Raw genomic sequence first — 17492 nt, 5'->3', positions numbered from 1 at the left:
AACGGACTATGGGTAAGCGGCAGATCACCCGACGGAGTGATCCGGCGACATGCCCGACCATTCCGGCGATTCGGATGAAATCGGCGAAGTGGTGACGGTCGGCCATCCGAGTGAGGGGCGGGATTCGGACATCAGTCCACCCCGTTCGGGAAGGGTGAAAATCAAGCCGAGGGGTTGATGTCGCACCACACTGCTGTGACAGTTGGGGACAGCTTAGGCCAAGGCATTCGCGCGTGTCCGGTGAATGAGAACGTAGGCTGCCCTCCATGGGAAAGAAGCGCTCGGGCGCCGGGCTCACGGGGCCGCAGCAGGCCGCCAAGTTCCTCGGCCTGTCCGTCCTCTCCGGCGTCGTGCTCGCCGGCATCGCCATCCCGGGCGCCGGCGCCCTGGGGCTCGCCGCCAAGGGCACCGTCGAGGGGTTCGACGAGATCCCGGCCAACCTCAAGACACCACCGCTCAGCCAGCGCACCACCATCCTCGACGCCGAGGGCGGCCTGATCGCCACCGTGTACTCCCGCGACCGGCAGGTGGTGCCGCTGACGGCCATCTCCCCGTACATGCAGAAGGCCATCGTCGCGATCGAGGACTCGCGCTTCTACGAGCACGGCGCGGTCGACCTCAAGGGCATCCTGCGCGCGGTCAACCGCAACGCGCAGGAGGGCGCCGCCGCACAGGGCGCCTCGACGCTGACGCAGCAGTACGTGAAGAACGTCTTCGTCGAGGAGGCCGGCGACGACGAGACGAAGGTCCGCGAGGCCCAGGAGAAGAGCCTCGGCCGCAAGATCCGCGAGCTGAAGTACTCGATCCAGGTCGAGGAGGAGCTCGGGAAGAAGAAGATCCTCGAGAACTACCTCAACATCACCTACTTCGGGCAGCAGGCCTACGGCGTCGAGTCCGCCTCGCAGCGCTACTTCAGCAAGCCCGCCAAGGACCTGACGCTGGAGGAGTCGGCGCTGCTCGCCGGACTGGTGCAGTCGCCGAGCCGGTACGACCCGGTGAACGACTCCCAGGAGGCGATGAAGCGCCGGAACGTCGTCCTCCAGCGGATGGCCGACGTCAAGGACATCTCGCAGGCCGAGGCGGACGAGGCGAAGGCCAAGCCGGTCCAGCTGAAGGTGACCCGGCCGAAGAACGGCTGCATCACCGCCGTCAAGGGCGCCGGATTCTTCTGCGACTACGTGCGCAACACCTTCCTGACCGACCCGGTCTTCGGCAAGACGCGCGAGGAGCGCGCCAAGCTGTGGAACCGGGGCGGCCTGACCGTCCGCACGACGCTCGACCCGCAGGCGCAGGACTCCGTCAACGAGTCGATCAAGGACCACGTCAACCAGGACGACAAGATCGCCACGGCGGTCACCCTGGTCCAGCCCGGCACCGGCCGCGTGCTGGCGATGGGCCAGTCGAAGCCCTACGGCTTCGGCAAGAACGAGACCCAGATCAACTACTCCGTCGACAAGCGGATGGGCGGCTCGAACTTCGGCTTCCCGACCGGCTCCACCTTCAAGCCGTTCGTCGCGGCAGCCGCGCTGGAGCAGGGCATCTCCCCGGGTCGGGTCTACAACTCGCCCTACCAGATGCAGTACCCGAGCCCCGTGCAGACCTGCAGCAACAAGCCGTGGGTCAACACCGACAACGAGCGCCTGGAGAACGAGCAGGAGTCCGAGGTCGGCCCGTACGGCATGACCCAGGCGATGGCGAAGTCGGTCAACACCTACTTCGTCGAGATGATCGCGGAGACGGGCCTGTGCCCCGTCACCGAGATGACCACCAAGCTCGGCGTCATCCCGGCCGACGGAACCAAGCTGCCCGAGGTCCCGGCCATCGCACTCGGCAGTGAGGGCATGTCCCCGCTGACCATGGCCAACGCGTACGCCGCCTTCGCCAACCGCGGCGTCCGCTGCACGCCCGTCTCGATCGAGTCGATCACCGACTCGCACGGCAAGGCGCTGTCGGTGCCGAAGTCCAAGTGCGAGCGGGTGATGTCCGAGCGGACCGCCGACACCATCAACACGCTGCTGCTCGGGGTGGTCGACTCCGGCACCGGTACGCAGGCCGGCCTGACGGACCGGCAGAGCGCCGGCAAGACCGGCACCACCGACAGCCGATACAACGCCTGGTTCGTCGGCTACACCCCGAACATGTCGGGCGCGACGTGGGTCGGCTCCGGCGGCGCCAAGCAGGTGTCGATGGAGAACATCACCATCGGCGGCAGGTACTACGACAAGGTCTACGGCGGCGGCCTGCCCGGCCCGATCTGGAAGCAGGCCGTCAGCGGCGCGCTCGCCGGCCGGGAGGTGGCGACCTTCACCACCGTCGGCCTGCCCGACTCGGGAGCCGCAGGCGGCAGCGCCCGGCCCGGCACCCCGACCACGCCCGTCAAGCCCGCCAAGCCGAACAAGCCCGGCGGGGACGGCAAGCCCGGCGGGCGCCCCGGCGGCCAGACCGGCGGCCAGGCCATCGGCGGCGCGGCGACCGGAGGCGGCGCCACCGGCGGCACGCCGACCGACCCGTTCCCGGGGATCACCCTGGAGCCCGGGATCATCGGCGGCCGCGACACGCAGTAGGCGGCGGCACGGCACACAGCAGGGCTCCGGCCGCCGAACACCTCGGCAGCCGGAGCCCTCGTACGTGCCCGTGCAGTGCGGTGCGGTTGGTTACGCGAGGTGCTTCTTGACTGCGGCGGCGACGCGCCCGCCCTCGGCCAGCCCCGCCACCTTCGGGCTCACGATCTTCATGACGGCGCCCATGGCCCGCGGCCCCTCCGCACCGGCGGCCCGCGCCTCCTCGACGGCCTGCGCCACGATCGCGCCGAGCTCGTCGTCGGTCAGCTGCTTGGGCAGGTACGTGTCGAGGAACTCGCCCTCGGCCGTCTCCCGCGCGGCCTGGTCGGCCCGGCCACCCTGCGCGAACGCCTCCGCCGCCTCGCGGCGCTTCTTCGCCTCCTTGGCGATCACCTTGAGGACTTCCTCGTCGGACAGGACGCGCGCCTCCTTGCCCGCGACCTCCTCCTTGGTGATGGCGGCGAGGGTCAGCCGGAGCGTGGACGAGTGGAGCTCGTTCCGCTCCCTGATCGCGGTGGTGAGGTCTTCCTGCAGCTTGGCCTTGAGCGTGGTCATGACCCGAGTCTGCCAGGTGCGGGGGCGGTGGCGCCCGCCGGTTTTCCCCGTCTGAGACGATGGGGCCATGCGCGCGCGTTACGGAGTACCACTGAAGGTCACCGCCGGAATCGCGGCGGTGGGGGCCGCCGGAGTGGCCTATGCCGCCGGATTCGAGGCCCGGTCGTTCCGGCTGCGCCGGGTCACCGTTCCCGTCCTCCCCGCGGGGATGCGGCCGCTGCGCGTCCTGCAGGTCTCCGACATCCACATGGTCTGCGGGCAGCGCAAGAAGCGGGCCTGGCTCCAGTCCCTGGCCGGGCTCCGCCCCGACTTCGTCGTCAACACCGGCGACAACCTCTCCGACACCGAGGGCGTGCCCGAGGTGCTCGACGCGCTCGGCCCGCTCATGTCCTTCCCCGGCGTCTACGTCTTCGGGTCGAACGACTACTACGGCCCGCGGCTGCGCAACCCCGGCCGCTACCTGATCGAGAAGATGCAGGGCCGACACGGCCTGAACGGCAACAAGCCGGTCGTCGGCGCCGTCCACAACCCTTGGGAGGGCATGCGGGACGCCTTCGACGCGGCGGGCTGGGTCAACCTCACCAACACGCGCGGCCGGCTCAAGCTCGACGGCCTGGAGCTCGCCTTCACCGGCCTCGACGACCCGCACATCAAGCGCGACCGCTACGAGCAGGTGGCAGGCGGCCCCGAGCCCGACGCCGACTTCTCGATCGCCGTCGTGCACGCCCCGTACCTGCGCAGCCTCGACGCCTTCACGGCCGACGGCTACCCGCTGGTCCTGGCCGGCCACACCCACGGCGGGCAGCTGTGCATCCCCTTCTACGGCGCACTCGTCACGAACTGCGACCTGGACACGGACCGCGTCAAGGGCCTCTCCACCCACGAGGCGGCCGGCCACCGCTCCTACCTGCACGTCTCCGCAGGCTGCGGCACGAACCGCTTCACGCCGGTCCGCTTCGCCTGCCCGCCGGAGGCCACGCTCCTCACCCTCACCCCGAAGCCCTGACCCCCGGGCCGCACCCCCGCGAAAACCGGATTTCGTCTCCGGCCGCGGGTCCGCTAAAGTAATCGATGTCGCCAGGGCAGCAGCCCGACAGGGCGGCGATCGGGGTGTAGCGCAGCTTGGCAGCGCGCTTCGTTCGGGACGAAGAGGTCGTGGGTTCAAATCCCGCCACCCCGACAGAGTAATACCAGGTCAGGGGCCTGATTCGCGAAAGCGGGTCAGGCCCCTGAGTGGTTTGCGGTGCGGAGCCGGCTGGGAGCCGGGGTCGACCTCGGCTCCCTCCCTTGCACCTTGCCGAAGCGGACCTCGGCCCACGTCAGCGCGAAGGCGTCCCCGCCTGACGAAGCCCTGCCGTCGGCTGGGACGCGGACAAGACTGCGTGCCGCTCCCCGCACGGGCCGGGGATGCAACCGCTCCTTTCGGAGCTGGAAACCCCGGACACCGGCCGCGCAGCAGCGCGCCCAGCGGCGGGCGCTGACGCCCTGTTGGTTGGACAGGGGGTGGGGGCGGGGTTGTACTGGAGGGGCTCGGGTCGGCCGTTTCTGGTGGGTGGCCATGGCCTCTCTTCGTCGTCGTGGTGCGGGTCCCCGGCGGGCGCCCGTCGTGGGTTCGGGAGCAGTGGGGGGCCGTCGGCATCGGCGGTGGGGCGGGTGTGGGTGCGGGGTCGTTGCCGCGTTCGTCGGGTTGGCCGTGATCGGGTACCTCGCCGAGGAGCGAGAGTCGCCGCGGGAGGCACGGCGGCTGTCGGATGCTCCCGCCACCGGACTGCCCCGGCCGGCCGACACCGGGCTGCCGCGGCCGAGCGCCGCCGCGCGGAGTGCGTCCGCGGCTCCGGATGCCGCGGGCGTGGTGGCACGGGTCGTGGACGGGGACACCTTGGAGCTCCGGCGTGACGGGGGCCTGGTCCGGGTGCGGCTGCTGGGGGTGGACGCGCCCGAGGTGGGCTCCTGCTTCGCCCGGGACTCCACCGCCCGGCTGCGGGAGCTGCTGCCGACCGGATCGGCGGTGCGGACCGAGTACGACACCGAGTCGAAGGACCGCTACGGCCGTCACCTGCTGTACGTGTGGAATGCCCGGGGCGTCTTTGTGAACGAGGCCCTGGCCCGCGGTGGGCATGCCGTGGGCGAGCTGCACCTGCCGAACCGGGCCCGCCACGCCCGGATCGCCGCGGCCTCGGACGCCGCGCGGCGGGCCGGGGCGGGGCTGTGGTCCGGCTGCCCCGCCTCCCCGAAGCCATCGCCGCCCGCCTCCCCGGCGCCCGAGACGCCCGAGGCCCCCGAGGTGCCCGCCGCCCCGGCCGGGCTGCCGCCGGGGCCGTCGGCAGGCGTACCGGACGTCGACTGTTCCGACCTGGACGGGCCCGTGTGGGTCGGGGACGCCGATCCGCACCGGCTCGACCGGGACGGGGACGGCATCGGGTGCGACAGCCGGTGAGAAAGGGCAGCAGACGCCCTGGCAGGGTGGGTCCATGGCTGAACTGAATGGGCAGCCCGTTCGGGTGCGGGAGATGCAGGCGCTCGCGCTCGTCAATTACGGGCACTTCACGACCATGCGGGTCGAGGACAGGCGGGTGCGGGGGCTCGGGCTGCACCTGGAGCGGCTTCGGGAGGACTGCCGGGTGCTGTTCGGGGCGGCCCTCGACACCGGGCGCGTAAGGGAGTTGGCGCGGCGGGCCGTGCCCGCCTCCGGCGCGGTCACGGTGCGGGTCACCGTCTTCGATCCGGGGCTCGACCTCGGCCGGCCCGTGGCCGCCGGCGACCCGCACGTCCTCGTGACCTCCCGGCCCGCCGGCGGGTCCGCGCCGCCCCCGCTGCGGGTGCGGTCGGTGGCGTACGCGCGGGACCTGCCCCGGGTGAAGGGCGTCGGCCTGTTCGGCGGGCTGTACCAGCGGCGGCAGGCGCAGGCGGCCGGCTTCGACGACGCGCTGTTCACGGACCGCGGGCAGGCCGTCACCGAGGGCGCCACCTGGAACATCGGCTTCTTCGACGGCAGCCGGGTGGTGTGGCCGGACGGTGAGTGCCTCGACGGGGTGACGATGCGGCTGCTCAAGCAGGTCCACCCGTACGGTTCGGCGACCGTGCGGCTCGGCGGCGTCGCGGGCATGGAGGCCGCGTTCGCCACGAACGCGGCCGTCGGGGTCCGGGCCGTGAGCCTCGTCGACGGGGCGGCGTTGGCCTCTTCCCATCCTGTCGTGGACCGGCTGCGCCGCGCCTACGAGGACATCCCGGGGGAGGTGCTGTAGGGCCCGCGCGTCAGCCCGTCACAAAGCAGAACTCGTTGCCCTCCGGGTCGCGCATCGCCTGGAAGGAACCCTGGTCGTCGGTGACCGTCCCGCCGGCCGGGGCGGCCCCCAGGGCGACGGCGCGGGCCACCGCCGCCGGGAGGTCATCTACCGCCAGGTCCAGGTGCAGCCGGTTCTTCGCCGACCTGCCCTCCGGGACCGGCTGGAAGGCGAGCTGGGCGACCCCGGGCAGTTTCACGTGAAACCATCCGCGGGCCCGCTCTACGGGCTCGACCCCGAAGAGCTGCGCCCAGAAGCGCACGAGCTCCCCCGGCTCCCGGCAGTCCACGACGATCTGGTGCAGGCGTACGCGCATGCCGGCAGCGTACGGCCCCGGCTCCCGCGGGCGCCCGGCCGGGGCGGGGGAGACGATGGGGGCATGGACACGCCGTCGCCCGCCGACGTGAGCGGGCCGCCCCGGATCGCCGGACCGGGCGAGGGGATCGGCGCGGACGAACTGGCCCTGGCCGCCCGCAACCACGGGATGCCGCTGGAGGCGCTGCGCTACGAGGTCACCCCGCCCGGCCTGCACTACGTACTCGTCCACTACGACATCCCCGCCGCGGACGCCGGTGCGTGGCGGCTCACCGTGGACGGCCTGGTCCGCACGCCGCTGCGGCTGGATATGGCGGAGCTGCGCGCCCTCCCCTCCGTCACCCGCCGCGTCACCATGGAGTGCGCGGGCAACGGCCGGGCCCGGCTGGAGCCGCGGCCGGTCAGCCAGCCGTGGCTCGTCGAGGCGGTGGGCACGGCCGACTGGACGGGCGTCCCGCTGCGCACCGTGCTCGACGCCGCCGGTGTCCGCCCGGGCGCCGTCGAGGCCGTCTTCACCGGCGCCGACCACGGCATCGAGCGCGGTGTCGAGCAGGACTACCAGCGCAGCCTGCCGCTCGGCGCCGCCGCCGGCGACGACCCGGGCGTGCTGCTCGCGTACGCCATGAACGGCGGGCCGCTGCCTCCGCAGCACGGGCACCCGCTGCGGCTGGTCGTCCCCGGCTGGTACGGGATGGCGCACGTGAAGTGGCTGCGGGCGGTCACCCTGGTCGCGCGGCCGTTCACCGGCTTCCAGCAGGCGGTCGCCTACCGGTACCGGCGCACGCCGGACGAGCCGGGCGAGCCCGTCACGCGGATCGCCCCGCGCGCCCTGCTCGTACCGCCCGGCTTCCCCGACTTCATGTCGCGCACCCGTCTCGTGCGGCCGGGCCCGGTGCACCTTGAGGGCCGCGCCTGGTCGGGCTTCGGGCCGGTCACCCGGGTCGAGGTCACCACCGACGGCGGGCTGACCTGGGCGGACGCGGACCTGGCGGCGCCGGGTGGGGAGCGCTTCGCCTGGCAGGGCTGGCACTCCGAGTGGGAGGCGGCTCCGGGGCGGTACGTGCTCGCGGCGCGGGCAGCGGACGCCGCCGGGCACGTCCAGCCGCTGGAGCAGCCGTGGAACCGCGGGGGCTTCGGGAACAACCTCGTGCAGTACGTGCCGGTGCTGTGCGCGTGATCAGGGGCGCTGGGTGTGGTGGTCCGCGGCCAGGTCCGCCAGTCCGGTGCGGACCAGGTCCATGAACGCGGCCGTCGCCGCGGGATCGACCCCGCGTCCGGCGGCCAGCCCGCGCAGGTGGTCCAGGACGGCCGCGACGCTGGTGAAGCCCCCCACGGGCCGCAGCAGCCACAGCCGTCCGGGAGGCCGGGGCGGCAGGCCGAGTGCGGCGACGGCCTCGTCGGTCTCGCGGTCGAGGCCGCGGAGGTCCGGGCCGGCCAGCGGTTCGGCGCGGACGTCGGTGATGCGGCCGTGCCCGTCGAGGACGGTGTCGACGGCCCAGTGGGTGGACCGGTCGGGGATCCAGGTGCGGTCGGCCGGCGGCCACACGTACGGGAGGAACACCCAGGCCGCTTCCTCGGGGGCGGGCTCCCAGCCGAGCGCCTCCAGCTCGCGGACCTCCGGCAGCCGGTCCGGTTCCTGTTCGCTGCGGCCGGAGCGGCGCTGTGCGAGCGGGTGCGGTGTTCCGTCCTCGTCCCACGACATGCGCGAGAGGCTACCGGCGCCGCGGGCCGGCACGGGTCAGCCCCGCCGCTGCGGCCCTTCCAGGGGGGGGAGGCGGCTCGTCCGGCTCCGCCCGAGGCGAAGAGGGAAGGGTGCGGCTGTCGGCCCGGCGACGCGCAGGCCGATGCGGTGTCACGTCGCCGCGGCCTCACGGCGGTTCACTCTGGCCGCGGCCGAAGTCCACCTCCTCGGGAGGGGCGCCGGGCGGCCAGGACAGCAGCGCCGGCGCCGGAGGGGTCTCGGCGACGACCCGGCCGTGCGCGGCGACGAGGCGGGGGCGGACCTGGCGGCGGAGCGCCTCCTGCGGGGTGGGGGCGGGCAGCAGGACGAAGGAGCCGGGGCCGCCCTCCGCGATGCCGTACTCGGCGTCCGTCAGGCCGAGGACGCGGGCGGCCCGGGTGGTGACCATCGCGAACGCCTCCGGGATCTCGGCAGCGCCGGTCAGCTGGGCGGCGTACAGGCCGACGAGGGCGGTCTGGAGGGGGTTGCCGGTGCCGAGCGCGTTCCAGGGGTCCATCACGTCGTCGTGGCCGAAGGCGACGTTCACCCCGGCGGCCAGCATCTCCTTGACCTGGGTGAGGCCGCGCCGCTTGGGATAGGCGTCGAAGCGGCCCTGGAGGTTGAGGTTGGCGAAGGGGTTGGCGACCAGGTTGATGCCGGAACGGGCCAGGAGCCGCTGGAGTTTGAGGCTGTACGCGCCGCCGTACGAGCCCATGGCGGTGGTGTGCGAGGCGGTCGCCCGGTCGCGGAGCCCGGTGCGAAGGGCGTGCGCGGCGAGCACCTCCACGAACCGCGAGTGCTCGTCGTCGATCTCGTCGCAGTGCGCGTCGACGCGCAGGCCGTGTTCCTCGGCGAGGGCGAAGGCGATGCCGAGGGAGGCGACGCCGTCCTCGCGGGTGTCCTCGTAGTGCGGGATGGCGCCGACGACGTCCGCGCCGCGGGCGACGGCCTCGCGGAGCAGTGCCTCGCCGCCGGGGAAGGAGACGATGCCCTCCTGGGGGAAGGCGGTGATCTGGAGGGTCATGAAGTCGCGGACGCGGTCGCGGAGCTCCAGCAGCGCCTCCAGGGCGGTCAGCGCCGGGTCGGTGACGTCGCAGTGCGTCCGTACGTGCAGGACGCCCTGCGCCGCCTGCCAGCGGAGCACCTCGGTGGCGCGGGCGAGGACGTCGTCCCTGGTCAGGGTGCGTTTGCGGGCGCTCCAGCAGGCGATGCCCTCCCAGAGGGTGCCGGAGGTGTTGGGCCGGGGGTCGCCGGCGGTCAGGGCGGTGTCGAGGTGGATGTGCGGCTCGACGAAGGGGGCGCTGAGCAGCCCGCCGTCCGCATCGATGCGGACGGCGGCGGGCGGCGGGGAGCCGTGGGCGCCGCGTGCCCTGTGTGCCCCGTGTGCCTCGTGGGGCCGGATGCGGGCGATCCGCCCGTCGTCCCCGACGTGGACGTCGTACAGCCCGGGGCGCACCCCGGTGCCGCCTGCCTCCGGCAGCCGGGCGCCGCGCACGGTCATCCGCATGGGCACACCCTAGGCCGCCGCCCGGCCGACGGGGGCCGGTTCAGTCTTCAGCCGCGTTTGGCCTGGGCTTTCTGCTGCATGCCGCGTGTCTTCGCCGAGAGGTACTGGGCGTCGCGGGCGGCGGACTTCGCGCGGGCCTCCGCCGCGGTGTTCTTCGCCCGCTCCCGCTGGCGCTCCGCGGCCTGCGCCGCGCCGGCGCGCTCCTTCTTGGCCATGGCCGTCCTCCTCCTCGGTCGCCCGGGTCTCGCCGGAGGCGTACGTACGCCCTCCACTGTCCTCCGGTTCGCGGCCCGCGGCATCCCCGCGGGGGCCCCGGCCGACCGCGGCCCATCGGTGCGCGAGGCCGATCGGCTTACATAGGGGCATGACTGACAACACGGCCCCGCCGGCCCCGTCCATGCCCGACTGGGAGAAGCGCTTCCGGGCGCCGCGCGTCGGACTGCCCGAGTGGGCGCCGGACGCCCCCGACCGCTCGCTGTTCGTGTCGAACGCGACGGGCACCTACGAGCTGTATGCGTGGGACCGGGCCACCGGTGCGCAGCGGCAGGCGACGGACCGCCCGCACGGCACGACCGACGGCACGCTCTCCCCCGACGGCGAGTGGATCTGGTGGTTCCGCGACACCGACGGCGACGAGTTCGGCGTCTGGGTGCGCCAGCCGTTCGCGGGCGGCCCCGACGAGCCGGCCGTCCCGGGCCTGGAGCCGGCGTACCCGGCCGGCCTGGCGCTCGGCCGGGACGGCACGGCGGTCGTCGGCCGGTGCACCGACGAGGACGGCTCGACGGTCCACGTGGTGCGGCCGGGCGGCGGACCGGTGGAGATCTACCGGCACCGGGAGTCGGCCGGGGTGGGCGACCTGTCGCGGGACGGGACGCTCGTCGCGATCGAGCACACCGAGCACGGCGACGCCATGCACTCGTCCCTGCGCGTGGTCACCCTCGACGGCGTGACCGTCGCGGAACTCGACGACTCCCGGGGCGGCACCGAGGAGCTGGGCCTGGAGGTCCTGGGCTTCGCGCCGGTCCCGGGAGACACCCGGCTGCTGGTCGGGCACCAGCGGCGCGGCCGCTGGGAGCCGATGGTGTGGGACGTGGCCACGGGCGCCGAGACGGACCTGGCGCTCGACCTGCCGGGCGACGTGGCCGCCGAGTGGTACCCGGACGGCTCGGCGCTGCTCGTCGAGCACGGCTTCGAGGCCCGCAGCGAGCTGTGGCGCTACGACCTGGCGGCGCGGGAGCTGACCCGGGTGGACACTCCGCCGGGGACGGTCTCGGGGGCGACGGCCCGGCCGGACGGAACGGTCGAGTACCAGTGGTCGTCGGCGGCCGAGCCCCCGGCGGTGCGGTCGACGGCGGGCGGGGTCGTCTTGGAGCCGCCGGGCTTCCGGCCGCCCGGCTCGGTCCCGGTGGAGGACGCCTGGGTGGAGGGCCCCGGCGGCCGGATCCACGCGCTGGTGCAGCGGCCCGCCGGCCGCGGCGAGGGCCCGTTCCCGACGGTGTTCGAGCTGCACGGCGGCCCGACCTGGCACGACACGGACGCCTTCGCGGCGGGCCCGGCTGCCTGGCTGGACCACGGGTTCGCGGTGGTCCGGGTGAACTACCGCGGCTCGACCGGGTACGGGCGGGCCTGGACGGACGCGCTCAAGCACCGGGTCGGCCTGATCGAGCTGGAGGACGTCGCCGCGGTACGCGCCTGGGCGGTGGGCAGCGGACTCGCCGATCCGGCGCGGCTGGTGCTGTCGGGCGGCTCGTGGGGCGGCTACCTGACACTGCTCGGGCTGGGCACCCAGCCCGAGGCGTGGACGGTGGGCCTGGCCGCCGTGCCGGTCGCGGACTACGTGACCGCGTACCACGACGAGATGGAGGCGCTGAAGTCCCTGGACCGGACGCTCTTCGGCGGCACGCCGGAGGAGGTCCCGGAGCGCTTCGCGGCGTCCTCCCCGCTGACGTACGTGGACGCGGTGCGGGCGCCGGTGCACATCGCGGCGGGCGTGAACGACCCGCGCTGCCCGATCCGGCAGATCGAGAACTACGTCGACCGGCTGGCGGCGCGCGGGGCGGTGCACGAGGTGTACCGCTACGACGCCGGGCACGGCTCGCTCGTCGTCGAGGAGCGGATCAAGCAGGTCGGCATGGAGATCGACTTCGCGTTGAAGCACCTCCCCCGCTGAACCCCGCCACCGCGGCCGCGGTGCACCCCCCGTACCGTGGTGGGGTGCACCGGTTTCTCCTGACCCCGCGGTGGTGGGGGATCAACGTCTTCGTCGCGCTCGCCGTCCCGTTCTGCCTGTTCATGGGTTCGTGGCAGCTCGGCCGGTTCGAGGACCGCGTCGCCACGCACCGCGAGGCCTCCGCCGAGCGGCCCGCCGGGGAGGCCGCCGCCCCGCTCGCGTCGCTGCTGCCGGTCGACAAGAAGACCTCCGGCCGACTGGCCTCGGTCTCCGGGGAGTACGCGGAACAGCTGCTCGTCCCGGAGCGGCGGCTCGACGGGAAGAGCGGCTTCTACGTCCTGACGCTGCTGCGCACCGACTCCGGCAAGGCGGTCCCGGTGGTCCGGGGCTGGCTGCCGGGGGCGGTGGACCCGGACCGGGCGCCGGCGGCGCCGACCGGGCGGGTGGAGGTCACGGGCGCCCTGCAGGCCTCCGAGACGTCCACCAGCAAGGGCGTGTACTCCCGCGGCGGGCTGCCCGCCGGGCAGCTCGGCGTCATCAGTGCGGCCTCGCTGGTCAACATGGTGCCGTACGAGCTGTACGACGCGTGGCTGACGGTGCAGACACCGGCGGACGGGCTGACTCCGGTGCCGGCGCAGGCGCCGACCAACACGGGCCTGGACCTGAAGGCGTTCCAGAACCTCGGCTACACCGGCGAGTGGTTCGTCTTCGTCGGGTTCGTGCTGTTCATGTGGTTCCGGCTGTACCGCCGCGAGGTGGAGGCGCTGCGCGACGCCGAGGCGGGCCTGCTGCCCGACGGCGCCGCGCCCTCCCCTGCCGCCGCCGCTCCCGAGGGTGCGGGCGGCGGCCCGCAGGTCACTGCTTCGGCTCGTCCAGCGGAATGACGCCCGTCCGGTAGACGGTCCCGCCGCAGGCGGCGGGGATCGTCGTCTGCGTGGTCGGGGCGGCCGCACCCGCCGCGGCCGGGGTGTGCGTCACCTCCACGCCTGCCGTCTCCGGGGCCGGCACGGTGCCCTGGTCGGCGCTGCCCGTCGTGCCGCCGCCGGCGTCCGTACGCTGCTCGTCCTGCGGGGAGCCGCCGGCCGGCGGTGCGCTGCCGGTGCCGGAGGAGGCAGCCGGGCAGGACTCGCCGGAGGGCACCCAGGCGAAGCGGACCTCGTAGGCGGTGTTCGGCCGGAGCACCAGCAGCGGGGCCTCCGCCGCCGGGTCGGGCAGCTTGGCGGCCGGGTCCCCTGCCGTGTGGCCGACGACGGCGACGCCCTTGCCCGCCGCGGACGCGCTCACGGACGCCGCCGTGACGGTGTCCGGGCCGGTGACGGTGCAGCCGCGGGCGGAGACGTTGGTGACCTTGAAGCTGCCGTAGACCTTGCCGTCCGGCTCGGGCGCCTGGGCGCTGCCGCGCACGCCGAGCTGGTCGGCGCTGCACCCGGGGGGCGTGCCCTGGGCCGTCACCGGCGGCATGGGTCCGGATCCGGGGACGGCAGGGCCGCCCGAGGGGCCGCGGGACGCCTCGGGGCCGGTGGTGCTGCCGCCGTCCGGCGATCCGGTGCCCGAAGGGCCGGGGTCGGCGGTGCCGCGGTCGGCGGTGCTGCCGCCGTCGGGGGCGGTGTTCGACGTGTGGCCGCCGTCGTGGCGGGTGCCGGAGCCGCCTGCGGACGCGGGCTCCTGTCCGCGGCCCGCCATGGCGGAGTGGCCGCCGGCGGTGCCGCTGCCGGCGGTGGTGCCCAGGTGGAGGGCCGTCGGTACGCCGGCCCCGGCCAGCAGCACGGCCGCGGCCGCGCCGACGAGGGCCCGGCGCCGCCGGGTACGGCGGGCGGGGACGGCGTGGCGCAGCCGCGCCAGGGCGCCGTCGGAGGGTTCCAGTCCGGCGACGGCTGCGTGCAGCAGGGTCCGGAGCTCCTGCTCCTCGCCGCCGCGCGGCCCGGTGTGGTCGACCATCATGACTGCGCAGCCTCCATCGCCACACGCAGCGCGGCAATGCCCCGCGATCCGTACGCCTTCACCGATCCGAGGGAGACGCCGAGGGTGTCGGCGACCTGGGCCTCGGTCATGTCCGCGAAGTACCGCAGCACCAGCACCTCGCGCTGCCGCCGCTGGAGCCCCCGCATGGCCCTGATGAGGTCGTCGCGTTCCAGCTGGTCGTACGCGCCCTCTTCGGCGCTGGCCATGTCCGGCATCGGCTTGGACAGCAGCTTGAGGCCGAGGATGCGGCGGCGCAGTGCGGAGCGGGAGAGGTTGACGACGGTCTGGCGCAGGTACGCCAGGGTCTTGTCCCGGTCCCGGACCCGGTTGCGGGCCGAGTGGACGCGGATGAACGCCTCCTGGACGACGTCCTCGCAGGATGCGGTGTCGTCGAGGAGCAGGGCGGCAAGGCCGAGGAGGGAGCGGTAGTGGGCCCGGTAGGTCTCGGTGAGGTGGTCGACGGTGGTTCCGGCGACGATCTCCCGCGGCTCGGCGGCGTCCCCGTCCACGGCCTCCTGCACCTCGGCGGCCTCGCGGGCCGCGGCGTCCTCGGGTGCCCCTTCCCCGCCGGAGGCGCCCGCGCTACCGCGCGGCGCGGGCACGAGGCCGCCCCGGGTCGGCACCCCTGACAGCGCGCCCGGCGGCACCGGGACGGTCACCGGGAACCCGCCGGACGGGCCGGGACGTCGCCGGGGCGCGGCGATCGTGCTGCGCACCGGGATGCCGGCGAAGTCGAGAAGTGCCTCTGCCACGCCCGTTGGACACGCGTCCCCCCGCCAGGGTTGTACGCGCGAGGCTGCTTCACCAGCAATATGTTCATTGCCCTCATGCGTACTCGCTCTTCCTGATTGCCCCAGTCCGTCCAGGCGGCAGTCAGGCCATCACCTTGATCTAGGGATCAGCACCTGATCCTACAAAGTGCATTACGCGAATTCAGCAGCGATCAGTTCCGCGGTCTGGACGGCGTTGAGCGCGGACCCGTGGAGCAGGTTGTCCGCGCAGACGAAGAACTCCAGCGAGCACGGGTCGTCGAGGGAGGCCCGCAGCCTGCCCGCCCAGGCGGGGTCCGTGCCCGCCGCGTCGACGGGGGTCGGGAACTCGCCGGCCGCCGGGTCGTCGACCACGACGACACCGGGCGCCGCCTGGAGGACCTCCCGGGCCCGGCCGGCGTCCACGGCGCCGTCGAAGCGGGCCCGCAGGCTCAGCGAATGGCCGGTCAACACCGGTACCTGGACGCAGGTCACGGCGACCGGCAGGGCCGGGAGCCGCAGGATCCGGCGGGTCTGCGCCCGTATCGCCAGCTCGTGCGTGGACCAGCCCCCGGCGGCGAGATCACCGCACCAGGGGACGACGTTCAGGGCGAGGGGGCCCGCGAAGGGCCCGGTGTCCTCGCCGACGGCCCGCCGCACGTCGCCGGTCATCCCGCCCAGCGAGGTCCCGGCGACCAGGGACATCTGGCGGCGCAGCGCCTCGGTGCCGGCCCGGCCGGACGCGCTGGCGGCCTGGTACGAGGAGACCGTGAGGTCGCGCAGCCCGTACTCGGCGTGGAGGGCGCCGAGGGCCGCGGCCATGGCGGCGGTGACGCAGTCGGGGCCGGCGACGATGCCGCGCGGGCGCTCCCGTGCGTCCTCGGCGTTGACCTCGGGCACCACCAGCGGAACCCGGGGGTCCTCCCGGAAGGCGGCGGACTGGTCGACCACGGCGGCGCCGCGCGCGGTGGCGGCGGGCGCCCAGCGGGCGGAGACGTCGGCCGGGGTCAGGAACACCGCGACGTCGCCGCGGCCCATGCCGTCGAAGGCGTCCTCGGTGAGGGCCAGCACCTCGGCCTCCTCCCCGCGGACGGCCAGCAGGCGGCCGGCCGAGCGCGGGGAGGCGATCAGGCGTATCCCGCCCCAGACGTCCGCCCGTACGGACAGGAGCTGGAGCAGGACGGAACCGACCGCGCCGGTCGCCCCGACCACGGCGAGCACCGGGCCGGAGGACCGGGCGGGGGTCATCGTCCGGTGCCTCCGTAGACGACGGCCTCGTCGCTGTCGGAGTCCAGGCCGAAGGCCGTGTGGACGGCGACGACGGCGGCGTTGACGTCGTCCTGGCGGGTCACGACCGAGATGCGGATCTCCGAGGTGGAGATCAGCTCGATGTTGACGCCCGCGTCGGACAGCGCCTGGAAGAACGAGGCGGTGACGCCCGGGTTGGTCTTCATGCCCGCGCCGACCAGGGAGATCTTGCCGATCTGGTCGTCGTAGCGCAGCGAGTCGAAGCCGATCGCGGCCTTCGCCTTCTCCAGCGCGTCGATGGCCTTGTGGCCCTCGGTCTTGGGCAGGGTGAAGGAGATGTCCGTCAGGCCCGTCGCGGCGGCGGACACGTTCTGGACGATCATGTCGATGTTGATCTCGGCGTCCGCGATGGCGCGGAAGATCGCCGCGGCCTCGCCCGGCTTGTCCGGGACGCCGACGACAGTGATCTTGGCTTCGGAGACGTCGTGGGCGACTCCGGAGATGATGGCGTGCTCCACCTGCTCGTCCCCTTGCGACTCGGGCTTCTCGTTGCTGACCCAGGTACCCGGCAGTCCGGAGAAGGACGAGCGGACGTGGATCGGGATGTTGTAACGGCGCGCGTACTCGACGCAGCGGTGCAGCAGCACCTTGGAGCCGGAGGCGGCCAGCTCCAGCATGTCCTCGGAGGAGATCCAGTCGATCTTCCGCGCCTTCTTCACGACGCGCGGGTCGGCGGTGAAGACGCCGTCGACGTCCGTGTAGATCTCGCACACCTCGGCGTCGAGCGCCGCCGCGAGCGCGACGGCGGTCGTGTCGGAGCCGCCGCGGCCCAGGGTGGTGATGTCCTTGCTGTCCGCGGACACGCCCTGGAAGCCGGCGACGATGGCGATGTTGCCCCCGTCGAGCGCGGTGCGGATGCGGCCCGGCGTGACATCGATGATGCGCGCCTTGTTGTGGACCGAGTCGGTGATGACGCCTGCCTGGCTGCCCGTGAACGACTGGGCCTCGTGGCCCAGGTTTTTGATCGCCATGGCCAGCAGCGCCATGGAGATCCGCTCTCCGGCGGTCAGCAGCATGTCGAATTCCCGCCCTGCAGGCATCGGGGATACCTGCTCGGCGAGATCGATCAGCTCGTCCGTAGTGTCGCCCATCGCGGAAACCACGACGACCACCTGGTGGCCGTTCTTCTTGGCATCCACGATCCGCTTGGCGACGCGCTTGATGCCCTCGGCATCGGCTACGGAGGAGCCTCCGTACTTCTGCACGACAAGGCCCACGTGCGCTCCTCGCTCATTCCTGTACTGCGGTCGCGGGCCAGTGTAACGAGCGACCGCAATACGGCCGACGTGTACCACATCATGAGACCTTCGGTTCAGCCCATGATCACACCAAGCGGTGCCGTGCCACGCGGCGCCGTGCCA

At 73.6% G+C, this 17492-nt stretch carries 16 protein-coding genes and 1 tRNA gene; 8 read left to right on the top strand and 9 right to left on the bottom strand.

Annotated elements, in window-relative coordinates; translation table 11 throughout:
- Positions 1-266: 266 nt before the first annotated feature.
- Entirely contained in the window at positions 267-2564 is a 2298-nt protein-coding gene (locus C0216_RS01455; RefSeq protein ID WP_114053499.1) for a transglycosylase domain-containing protein, read from the top strand.
- Between the two features lie 90 nt (positions 2565-2654).
- Here C0216_RS01455 and C0216_RS01450 read toward each other — a convergent pair whose 3' ends face one another.
- Entirely contained in the window at positions 2655-3116 is a 462-nt protein-coding gene (locus C0216_RS01450) for a GatB/YqeY domain-containing protein (RefSeq protein WP_114053498.1), read from the bottom strand.
- Positions 3117-3183: 67 nt separating this feature from the next.
- On the opposite strand from C0216_RS01450, the gene C0216_RS01445 reads away from it, so the two are divergent.
- The 4 genes from C0216_RS01445 (at position 3184) to C0216_RS01430 (ending at position 6361) form a co-directional block, all read left to right on the top strand.
- Positions 3184-4122: a metallophosphoesterase gene (locus C0216_RS01445; RefSeq protein ID WP_114053497.1), complete on the top strand. Its 939-nt coding sequence runs from the start codon at positions 3184-3186 to the stop codon at positions 4120-4122.
- A gap of 100 nt (positions 4123-4222) precedes the next feature.
- Positions 4223-4296: transfer RNA gene (locus C0216_RS01440), tRNA-Pro, on the top strand.
- Between the two features lie 513 nt (positions 4297-4809).
- Positions 4810-5553 (top strand): thermonuclease family protein, encoded by a 744-nt coding sequence (locus tag C0216_RS01435; protein ID WP_246042759.1) that lies wholly within the window; start codon positions 4810-4812, stop codon positions 5551-5553.
- A 34-nt stretch (positions 5554-5587) separates the two neighbouring features.
- Complete coding sequence (locus C0216_RS01430; protein WP_114053496.1) at positions 5588-6361, top strand: aminotransferase class IV family protein; 774 nt, start codon at positions 5588-5590, stop codon at positions 6359-6361.
- A 10-nt stretch (positions 6362-6371) separates the two neighbouring features.
- Here C0216_RS01430 and C0216_RS01425 read toward each other — a convergent pair whose 3' ends face one another.
- On the bottom strand, positions 6372-6716 hold the full coding sequence (locus C0216_RS01425; protein ID WP_114053495.1) for a VOC family protein: 345 nt from the start codon (positions 6714-6716) through the stop codon (positions 6372-6374).
- 63 nt (positions 6717-6779) lie between these two features.
- Between C0216_RS01425 and C0216_RS01420 the strand changes: the two genes are divergently transcribed.
- Positions 6780-7892, top strand: coding sequence for a sulfite oxidase (locus C0216_RS01420; protein WP_114053494.1), 1113 nt, complete (start codon positions 6780-6782; stop codon positions 7890-7892).
- On the opposite strand, the gene C0216_RS01415 is transcribed toward C0216_RS01420, so the two are convergent.
- From C0216_RS01415 to C0216_RS33305, 3 genes are all read right to left on the bottom strand, one after another.
- Positions 7893-8417: a DUF5956 family protein gene (locus tag C0216_RS01415; RefSeq protein ID WP_216827049.1), complete on the bottom strand. Its 525-nt coding sequence runs from the start codon at positions 8415-8417 to the stop codon at positions 7893-7895.
- Positions 8418-8583: 166 nt separating this feature from the next.
- Positions 8584-9942: a cytosine deaminase gene (gene codA, locus C0216_RS01410; protein ID WP_246042264.1), complete on the bottom strand. Its 1359-nt coding sequence runs from the start codon at positions 9940-9942 to the stop codon at positions 8584-8586.
- 47 nt (positions 9943-9989) lie between these two features.
- Complete coding sequence (locus tag C0216_RS33305; RefSeq protein WP_162793098.1) at positions 9990-10157, bottom strand: hypothetical protein; 168 nt, start codon at positions 10155-10157, stop codon at positions 9990-9992.
- Positions 10158-10306: 149 nt separating this feature from the next.
- Here C0216_RS33305 and C0216_RS01405 point away from each other — a divergent pair, with 149 nt between their 5' ends.
- Together C0216_RS01405 and C0216_RS01400 are read left to right on the top strand one after the other, a co-directional pair.
- Entirely contained in the window at positions 10307-12112 is a 1806-nt protein-coding gene (locus C0216_RS01405) for a S9 family peptidase (RefSeq protein WP_114053493.1), read from the top strand.
- 44 nt (positions 12113-12156) lie between these two features.
- The gene (locus C0216_RS01400) at positions 12157-12996 is read left to right on the top strand and encodes an SURF1 family protein (RefSeq protein WP_114053492.1); all 840 of its coding nucleotides are present in this window, start codon (positions 12157-12159) and stop codon (positions 12994-12996) included.
- On the opposite strand, the gene C0216_RS01395 is transcribed toward C0216_RS01400, so the two are convergent.
- From C0216_RS01395 to C0216_RS01380, 4 genes are all read right to left on the bottom strand, one after another.
- The gene (locus C0216_RS01395) at positions 12968-14053 is read right to left on the bottom strand and encodes a hypothetical protein (protein WP_114053491.1); all 1086 of its coding nucleotides are present in this window, start codon (positions 14051-14053) and stop codon (positions 12968-12970) included. The two genes, C0216_RS01400 and C0216_RS01395, sit on opposite strands and share 29 nt — an antisense overlap.
- Positions 14050-14826, bottom strand: a complete 777-nt coding sequence (locus C0216_RS01390; protein ID WP_246042263.1) for a SigE family RNA polymerase sigma factor — start codon at positions 14824-14826, stop codon at positions 14050-14052. The genes C0216_RS01395 and C0216_RS01390 overlap by 4 nt, the downstream gene beginning before the upstream one ends.
- 171 nt (positions 14827-14997) lie before the next feature.
- On the bottom strand, positions 14998-16071 hold the full coding sequence (locus C0216_RS01385) for an aspartate-semialdehyde dehydrogenase (RefSeq protein ID WP_114053490.1): 1074 nt from the start codon (positions 16069-16071) through the stop codon (positions 14998-15000).
- On the bottom strand, positions 16068-17348 hold the full coding sequence (locus tag C0216_RS01380) for an aspartate kinase (RefSeq protein WP_114053489.1): 1281 nt from the start codon (positions 17346-17348) through the stop codon (positions 16068-16070). The genes C0216_RS01385 and C0216_RS01380 overlap by 4 nt, the downstream gene beginning before the upstream one ends.
- Positions 17349-17492 lie beyond the last annotated feature (144 nt).

It is taken from the genome of Streptomyces globosus (genome assembly GCF_003325375.1).
Classification (GTDB): domain Bacteria; phylum Actinomycetota; class Actinomycetes; order Streptomycetales; family Streptomycetaceae; genus Streptomyces; species Streptomyces globosus_A.
This window is presented reverse-complemented; position numbering and strand designations above follow the sequence as displayed.